This window comes from Varunaivibrio sulfuroxidans (assembly GCF_029318635.1).
GTDB classification, from domain to species: domain Bacteria; phylum Pseudomonadota; class Alphaproteobacteria; order Rhodospirillales; family Magnetovibrionaceae; genus Varunaivibrio; species Varunaivibrio sulfuroxidans.
In genome coordinates, this window is the sequence record NZ_CP119676.1 from 2,878,870 (window position 1) to 2,899,691 (window position 20,822).

Annotated in this window: 17 protein-coding genes; 8 read left to right on the forward strand and 9 right to left on the reverse strand. The window is 60.0% G+C overall.

The features are described 5' to 3' along the window. Positions 1–48: 48 nt before the first annotated feature. The 6 genes from ftsA (at position 49) to ligA (ending at position 9,242) form a co-directional block, all read left to right on the forward strand. Complete coding sequence (gene ftsA / locus P3M64_RS13455) at positions 49–1,314, forward strand: cell division protein FtsA (RefSeq protein ID WP_132939275.1); 1,266 nt, start codon at positions 49–51, stop codon at positions 1,312–1,314. Positions 1,315–1,385: 71 nt separating this feature from the next. Then, positions 1,386–3,086: a cell division protein FtsZ gene (gene ftsZ, locus P3M64_RS13460; protein ID WP_132939276.1), complete on the forward strand. Its 1,701-nt coding sequence runs from the start codon at positions 1,386–1,388 to the stop codon at positions 3,084–3,086. A 302-nt stretch (positions 3,087–3,388) separates the two neighbouring features. Next, positions 3,389–4,384, forward strand: a complete 996-nt coding sequence (gene lpxC, locus P3M64_RS13465) for a UDP-3-O-acyl-N-acetylglucosamine deacetylase (protein ID WP_243644780.1) — start codon at positions 3,389–3,391, stop codon at positions 4,382–4,384. Positions 4,385–4,588: 204 nt separating this feature from the next. After that, positions 4,589–5,422: an outer membrane protein assembly factor BamD gene (locus P3M64_RS13470; protein WP_407702160.1), complete on the forward strand. Its 834-nt coding sequence runs from the start codon at positions 4,589–4,591 to the stop codon at positions 5,420–5,422. Between the two features lie 8 nt (positions 5,423–5,430). Next, on the forward strand, positions 5,431–7,110 hold the full coding sequence (gene recN, locus P3M64_RS13475) for a DNA repair protein RecN (protein ID WP_132939277.1): 1,680 nt from the start codon (positions 5,431–5,433) through the stop codon (positions 7,108–7,110). 2 nt (positions 7,111–7,112) lie between these two features. After that, the gene (gene ligA, locus P3M64_RS13480; RefSeq protein ID WP_132939278.1) at positions 7,113–9,242 is read left to right on the forward strand and encodes an NAD-dependent DNA ligase LigA; all 2,130 of its coding nucleotides are present in this window, start codon (positions 7,113–7,115) and stop codon (positions 9,240–9,242) included. An 86-nt stretch (positions 9,243–9,328) separates the two neighbouring features. Here the strand turns inward: ligA and P3M64_RS13485 are convergent, their stop codons facing one another. From P3M64_RS13485 to P3M64_RS13520, 8 genes are all read right to left on the reverse strand, one after another. Beyond that, positions 9,329–9,856, reverse strand: coding sequence for a F0F1 ATP synthase subunit B family protein (locus P3M64_RS13485; RefSeq protein ID WP_132939279.1), 528 nt, complete (start codon positions 9,854–9,856; stop codon positions 9,329–9,331). Positions 9,857–9,896: 40 nt separating this feature from the next. After that, positions 9,897–10,490, reverse strand: a complete 594-nt coding sequence (locus P3M64_RS13490; RefSeq protein ID WP_243644781.1) for a F0F1 ATP synthase subunit B family protein — start codon at positions 10,488–10,490, stop codon at positions 9,897–9,899. Positions 10,491–10,566: 76 nt separating this feature from the next. Further along, positions 10,567–10,791, reverse strand: a complete 225-nt coding sequence (locus P3M64_RS13495; protein ID WP_132939280.1) for a F0F1 ATP synthase subunit C — start codon at positions 10,789–10,791, stop codon at positions 10,567–10,569. A 65-nt stretch (positions 10,792–10,856) separates the two neighbouring features. Then, positions 10,857–11,582, reverse strand: a complete 726-nt coding sequence (locus P3M64_RS13500) for a F0F1 ATP synthase subunit A (RefSeq protein ID WP_132939281.1) — start codon at positions 11,580–11,582, stop codon at positions 10,857–10,859. Between the two features lie 144 nt (positions 11,583–11,726). Then, on the reverse strand, positions 11,727–12,230 hold the full coding sequence (locus P3M64_RS13505) for an AtpZ/AtpI family protein (RefSeq protein ID WP_132939282.1): 504 nt from the start codon (positions 12,228–12,230) through the stop codon (positions 11,727–11,729). A gap of 232 nt (positions 12,231–12,462) precedes the next feature. After that, entirely contained in the window at positions 12,463–15,933 is a 3,471-nt protein-coding gene (gene smc, locus P3M64_RS13510) for a chromosome segregation protein SMC (protein ID WP_132939283.1), read from the reverse strand. Positions 15,934–15,960: 27 nt separating this feature from the next. Further along, the gene (locus P3M64_RS13515; protein ID WP_132939284.1) at positions 15,961–16,587 is read right to left on the reverse strand and encodes a DsbA family protein; all 627 of its coding nucleotides are present in this window, start codon (positions 16,585–16,587) and stop codon (positions 15,961–15,963) included. 373 nt (positions 16,588–16,960) lie between these two features. Beyond that, entirely contained in the window at positions 16,961–17,473 is a 513-nt protein-coding gene (locus P3M64_RS13520) for a DUF721 domain-containing protein (RefSeq protein ID WP_165886332.1), read from the reverse strand. Positions 17,474–17,623: 150 nt separating this feature from the next. Here P3M64_RS13520 and mutY point away from each other — a divergent pair, with 150 nt between their 5' ends. Beyond that, positions 17,624–18,736, forward strand: coding sequence for an A/G-specific adenine glycosylase (gene mutY / locus P3M64_RS13525; protein WP_132939286.1), 1,113 nt, complete (start codon positions 17,624–17,626; stop codon positions 18,734–18,736). Between the two features lie 117 nt (positions 18,737–18,853). Beyond that, positions 18,854–20,323, forward strand: a complete 1,470-nt coding sequence (locus tag P3M64_RS13530) for a sigma-54-dependent transcriptional regulator (RefSeq protein WP_132939287.1) — start codon at positions 18,854–18,856, stop codon at positions 20,321–20,323. A 32-nt stretch (positions 20,324–20,355) separates the two neighbouring features. On the opposite strand, the gene P3M64_RS13535 is transcribed toward P3M64_RS13530, so the two are convergent. Next, positions 20,356–20,715: an Hpt domain-containing protein gene (locus P3M64_RS13535; RefSeq protein ID WP_132939288.1), complete on the reverse strand. Its 360-nt coding sequence runs from the start codon at positions 20,713–20,715 to the stop codon at positions 20,356–20,358. Positions 20,716–20,822 lie beyond the last annotated feature (107 nt).

The window sequence follows — 20,822 nt, forward strand, 5'->3', positions numbered from 1 at the left end:
GTCCCCGAACATGTTGAAAAAAACCGCGCGTTTGCGAAAGAAGAGGCCATGACGAAGGGCGCGTTACAAACGAAAACACGGACGGGCTTGGTCGCCGCGCTGGATATCGGTTCGACCAAGATGTGCTGTCTGATCGCTCGCGTGCACGGCGGCGAGGGCGTGGAGGTGGTGGGCATAGGCCATCAGGTCTCGAAGGGCGTGCGCGCGGGCGCGATCGTCAATTTGGAGGCGGCGGAGGCCTCCATTCGCGCCACCGTCGAGGCCGCCGAACAAATGGCGGGCGATAACATTCGTCACGTCAACGTCAATTTGTCGGGGGGCGATTACCGTTCGCGCTTGATCGCCTACGAAGTCGCCCTGTCCGGGCACGAAATCGGCGATGGCGATATTCGCCGCATCCTCGAAGCTTCGGCGCGCGAATGCGACATGCCCCCCGAGCACGACGTGATTCATACCGTTCCCGTGGGGTACAGCATCGACGGACACAAGGGCGTGCGTGATCCGCGTGGCATGTTCGGCGATCGCCTCGGCGTCAATTTGCATTTGGTGAGCGCATCCACGGGGGCGGTTCGCAACCTGAAAGCGGGCGTCGAACGCTGTCACCTGGGGATCGAGAACATGCTTGTCGGGCCTTACGCCTCGGCGCTGAGCGTGGTTAGCGCCGACGAGCGGGATCTTGGGGTTTGCGTCATCGACATGGGCGGCGGCACCACGACCATCGCCGTGTTTTTCGACGGCGAATTGGTGCATGTCGAAAGCATTCCCGTTGGCGGCGCCAGCGTCACCAACGATATCGCGCGGGGGTTGGCGACGCCGATCGTTCACGCCGAACGGATGAAGACCCTATATGGCAGCGCGATCGCCTCGCCGTCGGACGATCATGAAATTATCAAGGCCCCGCTGATCGGCGAAGAGGAAAATGTCGAAATTAATCAGGTGCCCCGTTCGATGTTGGTCGGAATCATCCGCCCGCGCATCGAAGAAACTTTTGAATTGGTGCGCGATCGCCTCGGCGCGGCGGGCTTCGATAAATTGGCCGGGCGCACCGTGGTTTTGACGGGGGGAGGATGTCAATTGCCCGGCGTCCAGGAGATGGCGGGAGAAATACTGCAAAAACAAATACGTATCGGGCGGCCGCGGACGCTTCCGGGGTTGGCCGAAATGGTCTCCGGGCCGGCGTTCGCAACTGCGGTGGGGTTGTTGTCGTACGCGGCGAGCAGTTCGCAAGACGTGGCGGGGCGCGCGTACCGCCCCTGTGAGGAGTCCGACGGCCGGTGGAGCCGCCTTGGGCGATGGATAAAAGAAAATTTTTGAGAATCAATCGGTTAACAAAAAATAAACCGATTCGCTGGTAAATATCTATTTGGTTAGGAGCGGAGGAAGTTATGACCATCAATTTGAGCGTCCCGCAAGGCAATGCCCTGCACGATTTAAAACCGCGAATTACCGTTATCGGCGTGGGCGGCGCGGGCGGAAATGCGGTCAACAATATGATCAACGCCAAGTTGGAGGGCGTTGAGTTTGTCGTGGCGAACACCGATTCACAGGCCCTGAGCCTGGCCGGAACGGAACGCCGCCTGCAACTGGGCAGCGCCCTAACCCAAGGTTTAGGCGCGGGTGCGAAGCCGGATATCGGGCGGGCCGCCGCCGAAGAATCCATGGAGGACATCCTAGAGCACATCAAAGGCTCGCACATGGCGTTTATCGCCGCCGGCATGGGCGGGGGCACAGGTACCGGTGCGGCCCCCGTGATCGCGCGGGCGGCGCGTGATCAGGGCGTCCTGACGGTCGGGGTGGTCACCAAGCCTTTTCAGTTCGAAGGTCCGCAGCGCATGCGCACGGCGGAAAAGGGCATCGAAGAACTGGAGCAGTACGTCGATACCCTGATCATCATTCCTAACCAGAATTTGTTCCGTGTCGCGACCGAAAACACCACCTTCGCCGATGCCTTCACCATGGCCGACGACGTCCTCTATTCGGGAGTGCGCGGGGTGACCGATCTGATGATCATGCCGGGATTGATCAATCTTGATTTCGCCGACGTGCGTACGGTGATGAGCGAAATGGGCAAGGCGATGATGGGCACCGGCGAGGCCGCCGGGGAACGCCGCGCCCTGGATGCCGCCGAGGCGGCGATCTCCAATCCGCTTCTCGATGACACTTCGATGGCGGGGGCCAAGGGGGTGTTGATCAACATCACCGGCGGCATGGACATGACGCTGTTCGAAGTCGATGAGGCGGCGAACCGGATTCGCGCCGAAGTCGATCCCGAAGCCTATATTATTTTCGGTTCGACCTTCGACGCGGCCATGGAAGGCTCGATGCGGGTATCCGTGGTGGCGACCGGGATCGACCGTGTCGCCGGCGAACGCCCACAGCCGAAATATCTGCACCTCAGCGATGGCGTCGCGAAAGACAAGGTCGAGGATACCGTGGAGGAAAACGCGTCTCCTGTTCCCCTGGTGGCGGCGCAAGCCGAGCCGGAAACGCCTTCGCCCATGACGGAACGTCCCGTTGCGGGCGGTGACGATGTCGATGATGCCGCCGACATCGCGGAAAAAGCGGCGCAAGCCGCGGCGGTCGCCCTAAGCCGCAGCGAAGCGCCGTCTGCGGACGGTAATACGGCGAAAATGGAAAAAGGCGTTCACGACGTGCCCCACCTTGACGGCACGTCCGAAGCCGATTTTGTCGGCGACGCGGCGCAAAATGCGGCCCCCCCCGAAGACGTTCGCGCGCCGTTCATTCCGCCGGCGCCGGTCGGACGCAATGGGCCGGAGACCGTCAAGGCCAATCCGTTCGCCGAGGCGGCGATGCACAACGGCGCGCTGGAGCCCACGCGCCAAACACCACCGAAAGATGCGCCCGCCCAAAAGCCCAAGGCGCAAAGCCTGTTTGAATTGGTTACGGGAAGCGTGCGCAACCGGGCCAGAAAGGATGCCCCGCGCGGCGAGGACGGCGAACAGAAAAGTTCCCCGCCAAGTCAACCTATGCTGGGCGGTCTCGATCCCGACGATCGGTTGCCCTCGGCGCGCAAGGATGAAGATTTGCTGGAAATTCCCGCCTTTCTTCGTCGCCAGGCCAATTGAGGGATTTTATGGTCTAACGTCCTGAGAAAAAGTAACATTCTGTAACAATCCTTGATTTGAGTGCTTCAGGCGACGTTGCTAAAACGTTACTTGGAGCACTCAGCGTTTTATCCCCCCTCGATTTTGCGCGGTTCCTCGGCCTCGATGCTGTTTTCGAGGTCGCGTTTTTCGAGGTCGCATTGGGGGGGCTGCGGACTCCCGGCGATTGTGCGCCATACCTGTTGTTCGATAGAGCGCCTGTTGTTCGATAGGGTGCCTGTTGTTCGATAGGGCGGTGTGATGTGAATGGACGGAAAAATTTTATGGGGCTCATGGATATCGATAGGACGCGCGGCGACGAAGGGTACGTTTTTTCAAATGCCGGCGTGGTCATGCAAAAAACCCTAAAGGCCCCGATTTCGTGCACGGGCGTTGCGTTGCATTCGGGTAAAAAGGTGACGATGCGTTTGATTCCCGGCGCTCCCGGCAGCGGCGTGGTTTTTAAGCGCACCGACATTCAGGGTGGCGGCGTTCTGATTCCGGCAACCTGGGATAATGTGGTCGAGACCCGCATGTGCACCGTGATCGGTCGTGGCGCGGTGACGATTTCGACGGTCGAACATTTGATGTCCGCGCTCGCCGGGGCCGGTATCGACAATGTCCTCATCGAAATCAACGGGGCCGAAGTTCCGGCGATGGATGGCAGCGCCGCCCCGTTCCTGTTTCTGATCGAATGCGCGGGGGTTTGCGAACAAGCCGCGCCGCGCCGGGCGATTCGGGTGCTTAAAGAGGTGATCGTGGACGACGGCGCGCGGCGCGCCACGCTGTCGCCGAGGGATGGTTTTTCGGTCGATTTTCAAATCGATTTCGACAATGCGCGGATCGCCAGACAGACCTGCGCCTTGGACGTCAACGATCAGGTCTTTAAGAAGGAAATTTCCAGCGCGCGGACATTTGGCTTCCTCAACGAGGTCGAACAAATGCGCGCCGCGGGGCTTGCCCGTGGCGGATCTTTGCATAACGCCGTCGTGCTTAGCGGCGACACGGTGATGAACGAAGATGGCTTGCGTTACGAGGACGAATTCGTGCGTCATAAGATTCTCGATGCGATCGGCGACCTCTATCTCGCCGGCGGCCCGATTATCGGGGCGTTTAGCGGGATGCGTTCCGGCCATGACGTCAACAACCGCTTGCTGCGCGCCTTGTTTAAGGATGCCGACGCGTGGACCTATGACGTGCAGTCGTCCGCCGCGCCCGTCAAGGCGACGAAACCCGCGGGGGCATGGTCGAAAGACACCGTCGCCGCCGCGCGCGCCTGATCTCAACCAAAAAGCCGGAACGCGTCGGCCCGTTTCTCCGGGAAAAATGTTGACCACCGGGAAAAACATTGGCGGCGCGTTTTTGTCGTGGGGCCGTATGGGAGCTTGCCAAGAGGGCGAGCGTGCGTGGTATAATCCGCCCTCTTTAATCCTTATGCCCAACCCTTGTCTCGCCCCAACCTTATCTCGCATGGAAAAGTCCTGGTGAACGCTTACGTTACCCCTAAAAGACGCCGGCTCGTGAAATTCGCCGGGGCAAGCGTCGTTTCCCTTTTGATTCTGTCCGGTTGCTCAAGTTTTAGCGGAAAATCCGACCAGCCCGCCTATAAGGAGACGCCGGTCGCGACCCTCTATAACAACGCCGCCGATCAGTTGCAGAAGGAAAATTACGCCGAAGCGGCGAAATTGTTCGACGAGGTCGAACGACAGCATCCGTATTCGGTTTGGGCCACCAAGGCTCAGCTGATGGCGGCGTATAGCCTCTATATGCACAATCGTTACGATCAGGCGATCAACGCCTTGGACCGTTTTATTCAGCTCCATCCGGCGAATAAGGATGTGCCCTATGCGTATTACCTGAAGGGGCTATGCTATTACGAGCAAATTTCCGACGTCGCGCGCGATCAGCAGATGACGGAAAACGCCTACGCCACCTTGAAGGAATTGATCGCCCGTTTTCCGACCAGTCCCTACGCCCGTGACGCGAAGGTCAAGCTCGATTTGACGCGCGATCACATGGCGGGCAAAGAAATGGAGATCGGGCGCTATTACCTGCGCAAGGGCGAATATTTAGCCGCCATCAATCGATTCAAGAGGGTGATCGACGAATACCAAACGACCACGCATACCCCCGAGGCCCTGCTGCGCTTGGTCGAGGCCTATTGGGCGTTGGGCCTGAAGGCGGAAGCCCGCAAGGTGGCGGCCGTTCTGGGGTATAACTTTCCCGGCAGCACGTGGTATGGCGATGCCTACCGTTTGGTTGGAGGAAAAAAAATCGGCCCAACGGCACAAAAAAACCCCTGGTACAAATTCTGGTAGGGGCTTTGATGCTACGCACGCTGTCCATTCGTGACGTGGTTTTGATCGATCGCCTCGACCTGACCTTCGGGATCGGTTTGGGCGTCTTTACCGGGGAAACCGGGGCGGGAAAGTCGATTTTACTCGATTCCCTGGGACTCGCCCTGGGCGCGCGCGCCGAGGCTCGCCTGGTGCGCGGCGGCGCGGCGCAGGCCGTGGTCAGCGCCGAATTCGATTTACCCCAAGAACATTCGGTGCTGGATATGTTGGCCGAGCACGGCATCGCCGTCGGGCGGGACGAGCCGTTGGTCTTGCGCCGTGTTCTGGCGGGGGACGGGCGTTCACGCGGATACATCAACGATCAGGCGGTCAGCGTGTCGTTGTTACGACGGATCGGTGACGAACTGGTCGAAATCCACGGCCAATTCGATAATCAACGTCTGCTTAATACGTCCGTACACCGGGTTCTGCTCGACGCCTATGGGGGACATGGCGATTTATTGGCCGCGGTGGGCGCGGCGCACCGCGACTGGCGGGCGGCGGTTGATGCGCGAAAACGCGCCGTTGACGCCCTTGAGGAAGCCCGCCGCGACGAGGAATTCCTTCGCCATGCCCTTGGCGAATTGGACGATATAGCCCCGGAGCCCGGCGAGGAGAGCGAGCTTTCTCGCCAACGCCAGGGGATGATGAACGGAGAAAAGCTTCTTGAGGCCATGAACCAGGCGGCCAAGGACCTGGGGCAGGGGCGCGGTGTGGAACGCATGTTGCGCGATGCCGTGCGCGCACTCGAACCGATGGTGGAAAAAACCGAGGGCGCCTTGAAGGCGGTCCTCGAACCGTTGGAATTGGCCCAAGAAAACATCTCCGAGGCGCTGTTGCAGTTGGAGCGCGCCAGTCAACGGGTTGATCTTGACCCCAACCATCTCGAACAGTTGGAAGAACGCTTGTTCGCTTTGCGAGCCCTGGCGCGCAAGCATAACGTCACGGTCGATGATTTGGCAGTCTTGCGCGAGACCATCGCCGCGCGCCTCGCGGAAGTCGATGACGGTGACGCCGGGGTGCGAAAATTGACCCATGCGCAAGCCGCCGCCCGCAAAGCCTACGAGGATGCCGCCGCCGCGCTTAGCGCAGCGCGCGTTGCCGCCGCCGATACTTTAAGTCACGCGGTGATGGCGGAGTTGGCGCCGTTGCGTCTGGGGGCGGCGCGCTTTTCCGTCATCGTCGCCGGTGGCGGGGATGCCGACGCCTGGGGCGAGGGCGGATGGGACCGCATCGCCTTCGAGGTGGCGACCAATCCCGGCGCGCCGCCGGGGCCGCTCGGCAAGATCGCCTCGGGGGGCGAGTTGTCGCGCTTCATGCTGGCCCTGAAGGTGGTGCTGTCCAAGGCCGATCCGGTGCCGACCCTGATTTTCGACGAGGTGGACAGCGGTATCGGAGGGGCCGCCGCCGCCGCCGTCGGGCAACGTCTGGCGCGGATGGCGGATGAAGTCCAAGTTTTGGTCGTTACCCATTCGCCGCAAGTGGCGGCGCGTGGGGAAAACCACTGGCGGGTGTCCAAAAGCGCCGCGCCCGAAGGTGTGCGCACCCGGGTCGAGGAATTGAGCCGGGCCGATCGCCAGGAAGAAATCGCGCGTATGCTGGCCGGTGAGCGGGTCACCGACGAGGCCCGCGCCGCCGCCGACAGTTTGCTTCAGGGAACGGAATCGTAACCGTGAAAACCAAGCAGAAAAATCTCAGGGACCTCCCGGAGGAGGCCTTGACGGAACTGGACGCGATTGTCGAACTGAAGGCCCTGGCCGATGAAATCGCCGCCCATGACGCGGCGTATTATCAGAACGACGCCCCGACTGTTTCCGATGCCGACTACGATGCCCTGCGCCGGCGCAACTCGGCGATCGAGGCGCGGTTTCCCCGTCAGGTTCGCGACGATAGCCCCTCGAAGCGAGTCGGGGCGGCGCCGCAATCGGGCTTCGCCAAGGTTAAGCACACCAAGGCGATGCTGTCCTTGGGGAATGTTTTCGATGAGGACGAACTGGTCGAATTCGTCACGGGGGTGCGTCGCTTCCTGAAAGAATTGCGCGACGACGACAAGCTTTCCCTGGAGATGGTCAGCGAGGCCAAGATCGATGGTTTGTCCATTTCGCTACGCTATGAAAAAGGGCGCTTCGTTCAAGGCCTCACGCGGGGCGATGGGATCAGCGGCGAGGACGTCAGCGCCAATCTTCTGTCTTTGAAAGATATTCCCAAACGGATCGCGGTCAAATCGGATGCGCCGCTTCCAGAGGTGCTGGAAGTGCGCGGTGAAGTCTATATGGCGAAGGACGATTTTACGCGCCTTAACGCGGAACAGGTCGCCGCCGGCGTGAAACCGTTCGCCAATCCGCGCAACGCTGCGGCGGGCAGCCTGCGCCAGAAGGATCCCGCCGTCACCGCCCGCCGTCCGCTACATTTTTTCGCCTATGCCAGTGGCGAAATCAGCGGGGGGATCGCGCAGATCGCCGCCACCCATTGGGAATTTTTAGCGCGCCTTGAGGATTGGGGGTTTTCGGTCAATCCGTTGGCCCGGTTGTGCGTGAATGTGTCCGATATGCTCGCCAGCTATCGCGATGTCGCCGCGCGGCGGGCGTTGTTGCCCTACGATATCGACGGCATGGTCTACAAGGTCAACCGTTTCGATTGGCAGGAACGGTTGGGCTTCGTCTCGCGTGCGCCGCGTTGGGCGGTCGCCCATAAGTTTCCCGCCGAACAGGCGCAGACGGTGCTGAGGGCGATCTCCATCCAGGTCGGGCGCACCGGGGTGCTGACACCGGTCGCCGAATTGACGCCGGTAACGGTGGGGGGGGTCGTGGTGTCGCGAGCCACCTTGCATAACGAGGATGAGATAGCACGCAAGGACGTCCGCATTGGCGATACGGTAATCGTGCAGCGCGCCGGCGATGTGATCCCTCAGGTGGTCGCCGTGGTCGGCGAAAGGCGGCCCGCAGACAGTATCCCCTTTGTCTTTCCCGAGCTTTGCCCGCGCTGTGGAAGCCACGCCGTGCGCGAGCCGGGAGAGGTCGCCCGGCGCTGTACCGGGGGACTGGTTTGTCCGGCGCAGGCGGTCGAACGCTTGCGGCATTTCGTGTCGCGCGGCGCCTTCGATATCGAGGGTCTTGGGGAAAAACACGTGCGCGATTTCCTAGACGCTGGGATCATCAAGACCCCCGCCGATATTTTTCGCCTTCCCGATCGGGTCGAACATCTTCGTGGGCGGGAAGGCTGGGCGGAAAAATCGATCGATAACCTGATTTCCGCGATCGGTCGGCGCAAGACGATCTCCTTGGCGCGCTTCATTTACGCTCTGGGCATTCCCCAGGTCGGCCAGGCGACCGCGCGGTTGTTGGCGAAACAATACATCAGTCTGGAACGTTGGCGCGCCGCCATGGACGCGGCGCACAATCGCGAAAGCGAGGCTTACGGCGAATTGATTGGCATCGACGGCATTGGGGGGCGTGTCGCCGACGATATTTTGTCTTTTATGGACGAAGCGCACAATCGCGACGTCCTCGATGACCTGACGGACTTGCTCGATCGGGTCGAGCCGTTCGTCGCCGCCGATCATGGCGCATCGCCGATTGGCGGTAAAACCGTCGTTTTTACCGGAACTTTAGAAAAAATGACCCGTGGAGAAGCCAAGGCCCGGGCCGAATCGTTAGGGGCGAAAGTGGCGGGGTCGGTATCGAAAAAAACGGATTACCTGATCGCCGGGCCGGGCGCGGGATCGAAGGCGAAAAAGGCGCAAGATCTCGGTGTTGTCGTTCTCAACGAAGACCAATGGATGGCGATGTTGGGAGAAGCCTGAAAATAGAGACATGCCCCGCATAAAAGAAAGCGGCCTCACCAGGACCGCTTTCTTTTATGCATTCCCTCAGAGCGCCACAGGAATCGTTAATGCAGTTTGGTTTCGATATCCTTGATCGCATCGTCGATCAGTTGCGTGGCTTTCGGCGTGGATAAATCCTCGGCGAGAATTTTCCTGCTGGCCTCGATCGCCAGTTCGATCGCCTTGGAGCGGACCTCGTCGATCGCCTGCGCTTCGGCCTGAGCGATACGTTCTTTCGCCAATTTTTCGCTTCGACGGAGACTGTCTTGCAGGCGCTCGGCGCTTTCCTGGGCCATCCGTTCGGCCTCTTCATGGGCGCGTGCGATGATTTGCTCGGCCTCGCCGATAGCTTCGTGTTGTTTGCGTTCGAATTGCGCCAGTTTATCCTGCGCTTCCTCGCGCAGACGGGTGGCGGCGTCGATGTCGTGGCGGATTTTCTCGATCTTGTCGTCAAGTCCGCCGACGATCATCACGAACACTTTCTTGCCGAAAAGGGCGATCAGAATCACGAAAGCGACGGCGACCCAAAATTCCGGAGAATGGAAAAAAGGTTCGCTGTGTTCTATCGCGCCGGCGGCGGCTTGGGGTTCCATGTCGGAGTGTCCTTAACTGGTCAGGTCGTTAAGCGGAGCTTCAGGCGTCACTGAACGAATCGACGGCCTTGGCGAGCGTAGCTTTCCCGGGGGCCTCGCCGATCAATTTTTCGACGATGACGCCGGCGACATCGACGGCGACGTCACGCACGCCGGCAATGGCCTCGGCTTTACTGGCGGCGATTTCCTTTTCGCTTTGAAGGACGGTCGCCTTCAATTTTTCGCTCAGTTCCGTTTGTTGGTTCGCGGCCTCGCGGTCGGCCCGCTCGCGGACCGCACGCAGATCGCCTTGCGCCTTCGAACGGGCCTCGGATAAAGCCTTCTCGTAAGCTTCTTTGGCGGTTTCGGCCGCGTCGTTCAGGGTTTGGGCCTTGGCCAGATTGTCGTCAACCCGATTTTGCCGCTCTTCGAGAACTTCACCGATGCGAGGAAGGGCGACTTTCGCCATCAAGATGTACAACACCACGAAGGAGATCACCAACCAGACGATCTGCGGCGGGAACATCGCGACTTCGAGCTGAGGCAGGGTCGCCGCAAACGCCTCGGCGGGAAAACCGAGGGCGAGGGCTAAGACCCAGAAGCCGGAACGCCAGGATCCGGAACACAAGAGGCTGGCGGGAGAAAGAATCCGCATGGGGCGGGCTCCGAAATTCAAGGGACGCTCCTCACCCCCAAGACGCGGTTAGGCGCTTGGGGGTGAGGCATCCGTTTTAGGTGAACAGGATCAGGAAGGAGATGAGGAGGGCGTAAAGCGCCACCGCCTCGACCAGGGCAAAGCCCAGCATCGCCATGCCGAAAACGTGCGGGCGCGACGCGGGATTGCGCGCAACCGAACTGACCAGCGATGCAAAGATGTTGCCGATACCGGAGCCAACGCCACCCAGTCCGACGACTGCGAGCCCGGCGCCTATCATTTTTGCGGCCACAAGTTCCATTATTTCAATTCCTCGATTGTCAATTGATCTTGGTTGAGACGGTATTCCATAAGGACGCTATCGCCCTAGTGAAGATGAATGGCGTCGTTCAAATACAAGCATGTCAAAATGGTGAAGACGTAAGCTTGTAAGAACGCCACCAGAAATTCAAACCCGGTCAGCGCCACATCGACGCCCAAGGGCGCCCATCCGCCGATGAAACCCAACGGAATGATAAACCCGGCGAAGACTTTCAGCATCGTGTGTCCGGCCATCATATTGGCGAATAGGCGAATCGATAGGCTGATCGGACGGGAAAGGTAGGACAGAATTTCGATCGGGATCAAAATCGGCGCCAGAATGATCGGCACGCCGGAGGGCATGAACAGGCTGAAAAAACGAAATCCATGGCGCGCGATGCCGATCACGGTGACGCCGACGAAAACGACGAGCGCCATGAAAAAGGTCACGATGATGTGGCTTGTGAAAGTAAAGCTGTAAGGGAGCAGTCCGATGAGGTTGCCGAACAACAGGAACATGAACAGCGAGAAGACGAAGGGGAAATACTTCCGTCCCTCGGCGCCGACGTTGTCGCGCAACATCCCGGCGACGAAGTCGTAACTGAGTTCGGCCATCAGTTGCCAGCGATTGGGCACCAAGGCGCGCCCACGCATAGACAACGTGAGAAACAGGAAAATGGTTACGATCGTTATGATCATGACCATTCCGGAATTGGTCAGCGACATGTTGATGTCGCCCACTTCGACGGGAATCAGAGGTTTAATCGTGAATTGTTCTAAAGGACTGGCCACGTTTGTCTCGTTCGTTTCCCCTGGGCGTCGCGTCGCGTCACCACGGTTTACCCTATGCCCGGACACCCTTGTAAAATGAAGGGGCCTTGCGTTCCAATAACATTTCAATCATGCGCCCGGCGTCACCACCGAGTGCGAATACCCTCAACTCTCGCGCGGGGGTGCTTTTTTGTGCCGCCGCGTAGCGTTTTCGCGTCGCGCACGTTCCGTGGCGCCGCTTTTATCGTGTTCGTCCCGCGCGCGAACGCCCTGGTGGCGTTCGTTTTTCTGCGCCTTGACCGCGTTCTCGCCCGCAAACGTAAATCCGGACGCCGCACGGTAAACATTCAATATCCCAGCCCCGGAGCCGAGAAAAAAGAACACCACCATCATCCATGGTCGCGTACCCAGCCAAACATCAAGGAAATACCCCGTGCCGACCCCTACGATCAAAGCCGCCAGCAACTCACTGCCAATTCTAAGCGCCGCGCCGACCCCGCTTAAAGATCCGGTGATGGTCGGTTGCGTTTCCCGATGATGGGAAGTGTTCTGCGCGTTTCGAATTCGCGCCCCCAGATTCTCTGGGTTCCCCCTGGCCTTTTCGCCCGTATTTTTTTCTATGGTTTCCTTTGCGTCTTCTTTTACGCCCGGTGGGCCATCAGCATCCATCTTGCAATTCCTACGTGTTGCCAAACCTCTTAGAATAGCTCAAAACCCGCAGGAAACCTAGCGACGCGACTATACCCCATCAATCTGGAAAATTCTAGGAATTCTCAAGATTCAATTGGAGCGGTGCCCGAACAGCGCCGCAACATATCGTCCGTCCCATATCCTGTCAAGGCGGAATGATTTTCCCATAACATATTGATTATAAAGCTATAATTTAGGGTTACCAGTGATGTTAAGAGGCTTGCGCCGACTCGCGTAATTCTTCCGCCCGTTCGAGATCGACCGACACCAGTTGGGAAATCCCCCGTTCGGCCATGGTGACGCCGAAGAGGCGCTCCATGCGCGCCATGGTCATGCGATGATGGGTGATGGTCAGAAAGCGCGTTCCCGTGCTTTCGGCCATTTCTTCGAGCAAGGTGCAAAAGCGATCGACATTGGCGTCGTCCAGAGGGGCATCGACCTCGTCCAATACGCAAATCGGGGCCGGATTGGTGAGAAAAACGCCGAACAGCAGGGCGAGGGCGGTCAGCGCTTGCTCGCCGCCGGACAGCAGGGAAAGCGTTTGCATACGTTTTCCCGGGGGGCTGGCCATAATTTCCAGGCCGGCCTCCAGGGGGTCGTCCGAATCGGTCAATGTCAGATGCGCATTGCCGCCGCCGAACAGGCGCACGAACAACTGTTGAAAATGACGATCGACGTCTTTGAACGCGGCGCGTAGGCGCGTGCGCCCTTCACCATTGAGTTCGGCGATGGCGTGGCGTAATTTTTCGATGGCCGCGATCAAGTCGCTGCGTTCGTCGGTCAAGGTTTCGATCTGCGCGTCCATGTCATGGGCTTCACGTTCGGCGCGCAGGTTGACGGGCCCCATGGTGTCGCGTTCACGGACCAGGCGTTCGACCTTGCGTTCGGTGGCCTCCATGTCCGCTAGGGGCGCGTTTTCGTCGATTTCTCCCAGCGTCGCCAGTTCGTCGGGCGTGCAGCCGAGATGTTCGCCGACCCGCTCGGCGATCGCCGCGCAGGCTTGCTTTCCCTGTTCGACCAGCCCCTCGGCGCGGACCCGCGTTTCGCGGGCCTTCGCCAGATCCACCTCGGCGTTGCGTTGGTGGCGTTCAATCTCGGCCAAGCCCGTTTCCGCTTCGGCCAAACGATCGGCGGCGCTTTTGCGTCGGCGTTCGTGGTCTTCGATTTGCGATAGAAGTTCCCGGCGCCGGGCTTCGATTTCGCCCGGACGGACGGTGAGTTCTTGAAGTTCGCTCTCGAGATCGCCGATACGCGCGGTCAAATCGTCGATCCGTCGGGTCGCGCCTGCATCCCGGTCGCGCCAGGTTGCGATTTCACGGTGAATATCCGCGAAGCGGCGGGCGCGTTCCTCGGCGGTCCGCTGAAGACTGTTGTAGGCGCTTTGGCATTCGATGTGAACGGTACGGCGTTCGGCCAACTGGGCGCGTACCCGGTTAACTTCGTCGCGGTCTTCGTGAACGTTCGCCAGGGCGGCGACTTCGGTCTGAAGGCTTGTGATGTGACCGCGGGTTTCGTCGAGATCGTTCAGGGCGGCGTGTCGCGCGGTTTCCAAGTTGGCGATGCGCGCCGTTTGTTCGGCGGTGCGGGCTTGCAACGCGACCATCGTTTCGCGCGCCACGCCGAGCGCGTCCTCGCAGCGCCGCAGGTGGGCGCGGGCGTCGGTTTCGCTTTGTTGTGCGGCGCGCATCGCGTTCTCGGCGTCGTCGGCGACGCGGTGTCCGTCCGCCTCTTTTGCGCGGGCCGATTGCAGACGCTCGCGGGTAAGACGCAACCGGTTGCGCTGTTCGAGCCGTATCGCGCTGGCGGTTGGCGCACCGGCGCGGATGGTGAACCCGTCCCAGCGCCACAATGCGCCGTCGCGGCTGACCAGGCGTTGCCCCGGATATAGGGTTTCGTGAAGCGCGTCGCCTTGGGCGTCGTCTTTGACAACGCCGATCTGTTCGAGGCTGCGGGTGATCGCGGGGGGGCCTTGAACGTGCGCGGCCAGTGCGCGCACCCCCTCGGGCAACGCCTGGGGGGCGTCGTAGGGGGGCAGGGTGCGCCAATGCATGGGGGCGGCGGGATCGGTAGCGCCTGTCAGGTCCTCACCGAGGGCGGCGCCGAGGGCGTTTTCATAGCCCTCCGCGACGTGCAGGTCGTCAACCAGAGGCGGCCATTGTTGCCCCGCGTCATGCTCCAGAATTTGCGCCAGGGCGCGTTCTTCGGCTTCCAACGCGGTGCGCGCGGCGCGTTTATCCTCGAAAAGTGCGCGCGCCGTCTCGAAGGCTTCACGCGCCGCGATGTGAGCGGCGCCCGCGTGTTCGCGAGCGTCGCGGGCGTCGTTCAAATCATTTTGCGCCTGTTCCATATCCCGTTCGGTCTTGAGCAGACCGTCGGCCGCGGCGATATCGTTTTGCAGCGCCTGATATTGTCGGGCGAGGTCGGCGCACCGTTCGTCGAGTCGCGCCTCGCGGTCTTGCTGTTCACGCAATGTCCGCGCCAAGGCGGCGCGCTCGGCCTCGTCGGCGGCGACCTTTTCGGTCAGTTCGGTATGGCGGACTTCCATCTCGGCGACGGTCCGGCGCGCCTTTTCAAGCCGCGCCTCGGCTTCCAGGCGCGCTTGCGCCTCGCCGGCGCGTTCGCTTTCGATGCGTGTCGCTTCGTCGCTCAGGGCGACGATCGCACGCTCGGCGTCGGCGGACAAGGTGCGCTCGCGTTCGATGTCGCCCGCGACCTGATCGCGCCGTTGACGATTTGTCGCGATCGCCTCGGCGATACGGTGTTCTTCGTGCTCCAAGGTATCGCGCGCGATGCTTAGGCGTTGCAGTTGGGCTGCGATCTCGGCTTCTTTCATGCGCAGTTGAGGAAGAATTTCAGCGGCTTCCAACTGTCCTCGCGAAATTTCCGCGGCCTTCGCCGTGAGCGTGGCGGTGATGTCTTGGGCGGATTTTAGGGCCGTGCGATGATTGTCCAGGTGCTCCAGGGCGCGTACCCAACGCAGGTAAAAAAGCGTCGCTTCGGCCTTTCGGATATGGTCGGAGAGGTTGCGGTAACGCACCGCCTGACGCGCCTGCTTTTTGAGGCTTTGCAACTGATTTTCCAGAGTGACCAGGATATCGTCCAGCCGTTCCAGGTTGCTTTCCGCGCCGCGCAGACGCAATTCGGCTTCGTGGCGACGCGAATGCAGGCCGGTGATGCCGGCGGCTTCTTCCAACAGCATCCGTCGGTCTTTCGGCTTGGCCGAAATCAGGGCGCTGATGCGCCCCTGGGAGACCAGGGCGGCGGAGCGCGCGCCCGACGCGGCGTCGGCGAAAAGCAGGTGGACGTCCTTGGCCCGGACATCCTTCCCGTTGATTTTGTAGACCGACCCGCGTTCGCGCTCGATCCGCCGGCTGACCTCCAACTCGTCGCTGTCGTTGAATTGCGCAGGCGCGCGCCGGGACGTGTTGTCGATATGCAGGACGACTTCGGCGACGTTGCGCTGGGGTCGGTTGGCCGAACCGCCAAAAATGACGTTGTCCATTTCGGCGCCGCGCATTTGCTTGGCGGAGGTTTCCCCCATCACCCATTTCAGCGCCTCGACCAAATTCGACTTGCCGCACCCATTGGGGCCGACGATTCCCGTCAGCCCCTGTTCGATGTGCAGCTCACTCGGGTCAACGAAGGACTTGAAGCCGCTCAACCTGAGTTTTTTAAAACGCACGGTAAAATCCGATGTTTCGCCTTGGGGCTATTTCCCCATGGCCTTCAGTTTGCTGTCGATTAGGCTGCGAAAATCCGCAATCGACAGGGCCCCGGGGATTTTCGTCCCTTTCAGGAAGAAGGTCGGGGTCGAGTTCACGCCGAGGTCCTTTTGCGCCTTCTGCGAGGCATCTTGAATGGCGCGCAGCAAAGTGGCGTTGGACAGGCACTCATCGACGTCGGTGTCGCTAATGGCGGCGAAACGCACGACCTCCTTGATGCCGGCGACCGGATCGCTGGACGCGGCCCACTGCGCCTGAGTACGGAACAGCATGTCCATCAGCGCGAAATATTTTTCATTGCCGGCGCAGCGCAGCACCATCGCCGCGGCAAGGGCCGGGCTGTTGAGGGGAAAGTCGTGATACACCAGCTTGAGCTTGCCGGTGTCGATGTATTCCTTCTTGATCAAAGGCAGAGTCTCAAGGTCGAAGGCGGCGCAATGCGGGCAGCTCATGGAGGAATATTCGTTGAGGGTGAGCGGCGCGTTGGCGTCGCCCATCACCTTCGGGGACAGCGCTTCGTCCAGCGAAACGTTCGCCGCGCGCGCGCCCAACGGGGCGACGACGGAAGCGACGAGGATGAAAGCGAAAACTAAGATTGGTGTGGTGCGGGACAATTTAGCCTCCTTCGGCACTATATATTGTTGGATTGTATCCGAGGATACAAACTTTCGGCAAGACGCCTCATGGCGCGGCGCGGCGAAGATGGTGGATAACTCTTCGGGGGCGCCGATACGGGAAGTCTTCTCCTAGGTTTGTGACATTTCCCACAAACCAGACGCATCAGACGAATAGGTCCTGACCCTAGTGGATCGACTCCGACGTTTCGCTCCCGCGAACCATCGGGCCGACCACTATCTATCTTTTTGTTGCTGTTTGATTTCTTCACACATTTGTGTCCAATTGCATCGGACTCAAATGTTAAATTCAAACCACTAGCTTTCCGGGCGACCCGTATCGCCGTATTCGGGTCGCCGTGTTCTTGGCGTATCACTGGGTGGTGGGGGGCGTGATGGCCCGCCCCAAAGCCTCCAGCGCGGCTTTTAGTTCGGGGTCCTGGACGTTGTCCAGGTCATGTGCGGTTTCTCCGGTGACCGGGGGGGCGCGATCGGGTTCTTTTTTTTGTTTTTGCGCCTTGATGACCGACCGAGAAGGCGAAGAGGATTGCGGCAGCGGGGCCTGAACGAGATGAAGCCGGGCGACCGCGCGATAACCGAAAAAGGCGTTGATACGTTCGATGATCACCGGTTCCATGTGCTGCATCTCCACGGCGAAGGCGCCGTTCGCAACGCGTAGGCGTAACGTGCCTTGAATTTTACTTTTGTCCGGGTAGGTGATTTTTTCGGGCAAGCAATGACGCGCCAAATCCTCGCCGACGACGGACGGCCAATCGTTGAGGACGGCGGCTTCGGTAAAGCCCCGCTTGCCGAAAAGACGGCGCGTGATTTTATCAATGCTCGGCGCCAACGCCTTTGGGCCATTGCTTCGATACGGGCGCCTCATGGGAGCTTCCTTTTTTGTCGGCGGATGCCGGGCTTTTTTGTCGGCGGATGTCTGGACCATAACTTTGCGCGGCTTGGGGCTTTGCCGTCGCACCGCCAAGCGTTACAGTAGGGCGTGCCTAAGTATAGAACAAGAACAGTGAATATCCCCATGGAAAAAGCGTCCGAAACGCCCCCCTTCTCGCGGGATGCGCGCGCGCGTCTGCAAGGTTCCCTGTTGGCGTGGTACGATCGCACGTACCGGGAGCTGCCGTGGCGGACGCCGCCGAGGGGAGGCGAAAACGGAGATACGCCCGGCGCCGATCCTTATCGGGTTTGGCTCTCCGAGATCATGCTCCAGCAGACCACGGTGGCGACGGTTATCCCATACTATCGCGCGTTCCTGTCGCGCTGGCCCGATGTCGCGGCCTTGGCGCGCGCGCCTCTGGACGACGTTCTTCATGCCTGGCAAGGTCTGGGCTACTACGCGCGGGCGCGCAATTTACATCGCTGCGCACGTCAGATCGTATCGCAATGGGGGGGGCGGTTTCCCTCTCGTGAGGCCGATTTACGCGCCTTATCCGGGGTAGGTCCCTATACGGCGGCGGCGATCATGGCGATCGCCTTCGGGCAGAAGGCGACCCCCGTCGATGGTAATGTGGTGCGGGTGACGGCGCGTCTCTTCTGCGTATCCACAGCGCTTCCCCACGCACGCGCCGAGATCGAAGCCCTCGCCGGAACCTTGACGGCGGATCGCCGACCGGGTGATTTCGCCCAGGCGATGATGGATCTGGGGGCGACGGTGTGCACGGCGAAAAAGGCGCTTTGCGTCCACTGTCCGTGGAAGGGCGACTGCCGCGCCCATGCGCGGGGGACGCCGCTGGACTACCCGCGGAAAACGGCGAAGAAGAAAAAGCCGACGCGCCATGGCGTCGCCTATTGGTTGCGCCGCCCAGATGGGGATGTCTTCTTTCAACGTCGAGAAGAAAAAGGCCTGCTGGGGGGGATGATGGGAATTCCCATGTCTCCCTTGGAAGAACAAAAAATAGGCCCTAACGCCGCCGCGCGTTTCGCGCCCGTAGCGGGAGATATTACCTTTCTATCGGGTGTCGTGATCCATGTTTTTACCCATTTTCGTCTAGAATTGATGGTTTGCGTGCTCGTCCCTCGTGTAGGCGATGATATTCCCGGGATGTGGGTCCGCGAGTCCCATTTTTCGGATATTGCCCTGCCGACGTTGATGAAAAAAATAATTAGTCACGTTCGAGTAAATGGATTGCAATAGACAAAAATGAAATTATGTGAATTGATCGAGTGACCATTTATCAGAGATGATGCCTTTTTATGATCTATGCGTTTCGTGTGTTCTTGGTTGTATTGATGAGGGGAGCGCGAACATAGGATGGTAACTTACACTAGGCCTCGTGTACTTCTTGTCGAGGATACGATTCCGCTGGCGCGCACGTATATTTCATATTTGAAAAACGAGCCCTACGACGTCACCCATGTCGCAACGGGAGACTTGGCCATGCGGGCGTTGGAGAGAGAGCCCCCCGAGGTCGTTCTTCTCGATTTGATGCTTCCCGACATGAACGGCCTGGATATCCTGCGCCATGTCGGGGCGTTCGAGTTGCCGTGCGTGGTGATTGTAATCACGGCCAACGCGTCGGTGAACACCGCCGTCGAGGCGATGCACTTGGGCGCAGCGGATTTTCTGCTCAAGCCGTTTTCCGCGGGCCGATTGACGACAACCATAAAGAATGCCCTCGAGCGTCATCGTCTGACAAAAATTGTCGAGACCTACCAAAAGGATATCGACCGTCAGGAATATTGCGGTTTTATCGGCTCCTCGCTGGCCATGCAGGCGGTTTATCGTATTATCGATAGCGCCGCACCCAGCAAAGCCACGGTGTTCATCACCGGCGAAAGCGGCACCGGAAAAGAGGTTACCGCCGAAGCCGTGCACAACCAAAGTCCGCGCAAGGACAGGGCGTTCGTCGCTATCAATTGTGGGGCGATCCCTCGCGATTTGATGGAGAGTGAAATTTTCGGTCACGTCAAGGGCGCTTTCACCGGGGCGCTGAGCGAACGCGAGGGGGCCGCCCGCCGCGCCGAAGGCGGTACGCTGTTCCTCGACGAAATCTGCGAAATGGATATGGACCTGCAGACCAAGTTGCTGCGCTTTATTCAGACCGGGACTTTTCAGAAGGTCGGTGGCGGCACGCTGGAATCGGTCGATATTCGCTTCGTCTGCGCGACCAATAAAGATCCGATGGAAGAGGTCGCCGCGGGGCGGTTTCGCGAAGATCTGTTTTACCGCCTGCATGTCATTCCCGTTCATCTACCGCCGCTGCGTGAACGCGAAAGCGACGTATTGAGCATTGCTCAGTTTTTTTTGGATCGGTTCGCCCAGGAAGAAGGCAAAAAATTCGAACGCCTGGCGCCCGATGTGACGGCCGTTTTTCTGCGCTATCCCTGGCCTGGGAATGTTCGGCAAGTGCAAAATGTGTTACGCAATATCGTGGTGCTGAACGATGGCGCGGAAATCGATGCGGAGATGCTGCCCGCGCCCTTGGATGAGTATGCCCGGAATTTCCCCAGGGCGGACGCGGGAACCGGTTTGCCGCCGACGAACGGCGCCGCGCCGACGTCCGAGGAGGAAGATCGCGCCGTGGCGGTAGGCGTGGCGCGGGAAAAAGCCCAATGTTTTCCTATCCAAGAGGACGACATCCGCCCCCTTGAGGAAACGGAACGGGTGATTATCGAGCACGCGATCGCTTTGTGTGGGGATAATGTGCCCAAGGCCGCCGCGCGCCTGGGGGTCAGCGCATCGACCCTTTATCGCAAGCGGGCGGGGTGGGATGAAGAGTGAGCCGGCGTTCAGGGACCTCGCACCGCGCGCGCCTAAGCTTGAACGCCCTCCAAGTAATCGAAAAGAAGCTGAAGAGAAGGGGAGATGTGTTTCTCGATGGCGGCCGCATGTTGGCGCGCCGAAGGGGCGTCGCCGCTTTTGCATGTCGATTCGAGTAACGATGACCTGTCGCCCAAACTCTCCGTACCATAGGTGTACGCCAAGCTTTTTAGGGAGTGCGCGTCCTCGACCATGCGCCCGATATCGCCGGAGACGTTCATGGCGGAGATGTGTTTGACGCGTCGGCGGGCGTCATCGGCAAACATCCGGCACAATTCCAATGCGGCTTCATAGCCGACATCGCGGACCAACTGCGCAACGACTTCCACGTTCAGGCGCGGCGGAGTATTCATCGCAACCCTTCCCTGTTGGACCGAGAAGGGCGGCCTTTCTCGGTCGCTTCGAGCATCCCGGAAAAAGCATGGCGCACGCCGTCCGGCTCGACCTATCGCATCATGCG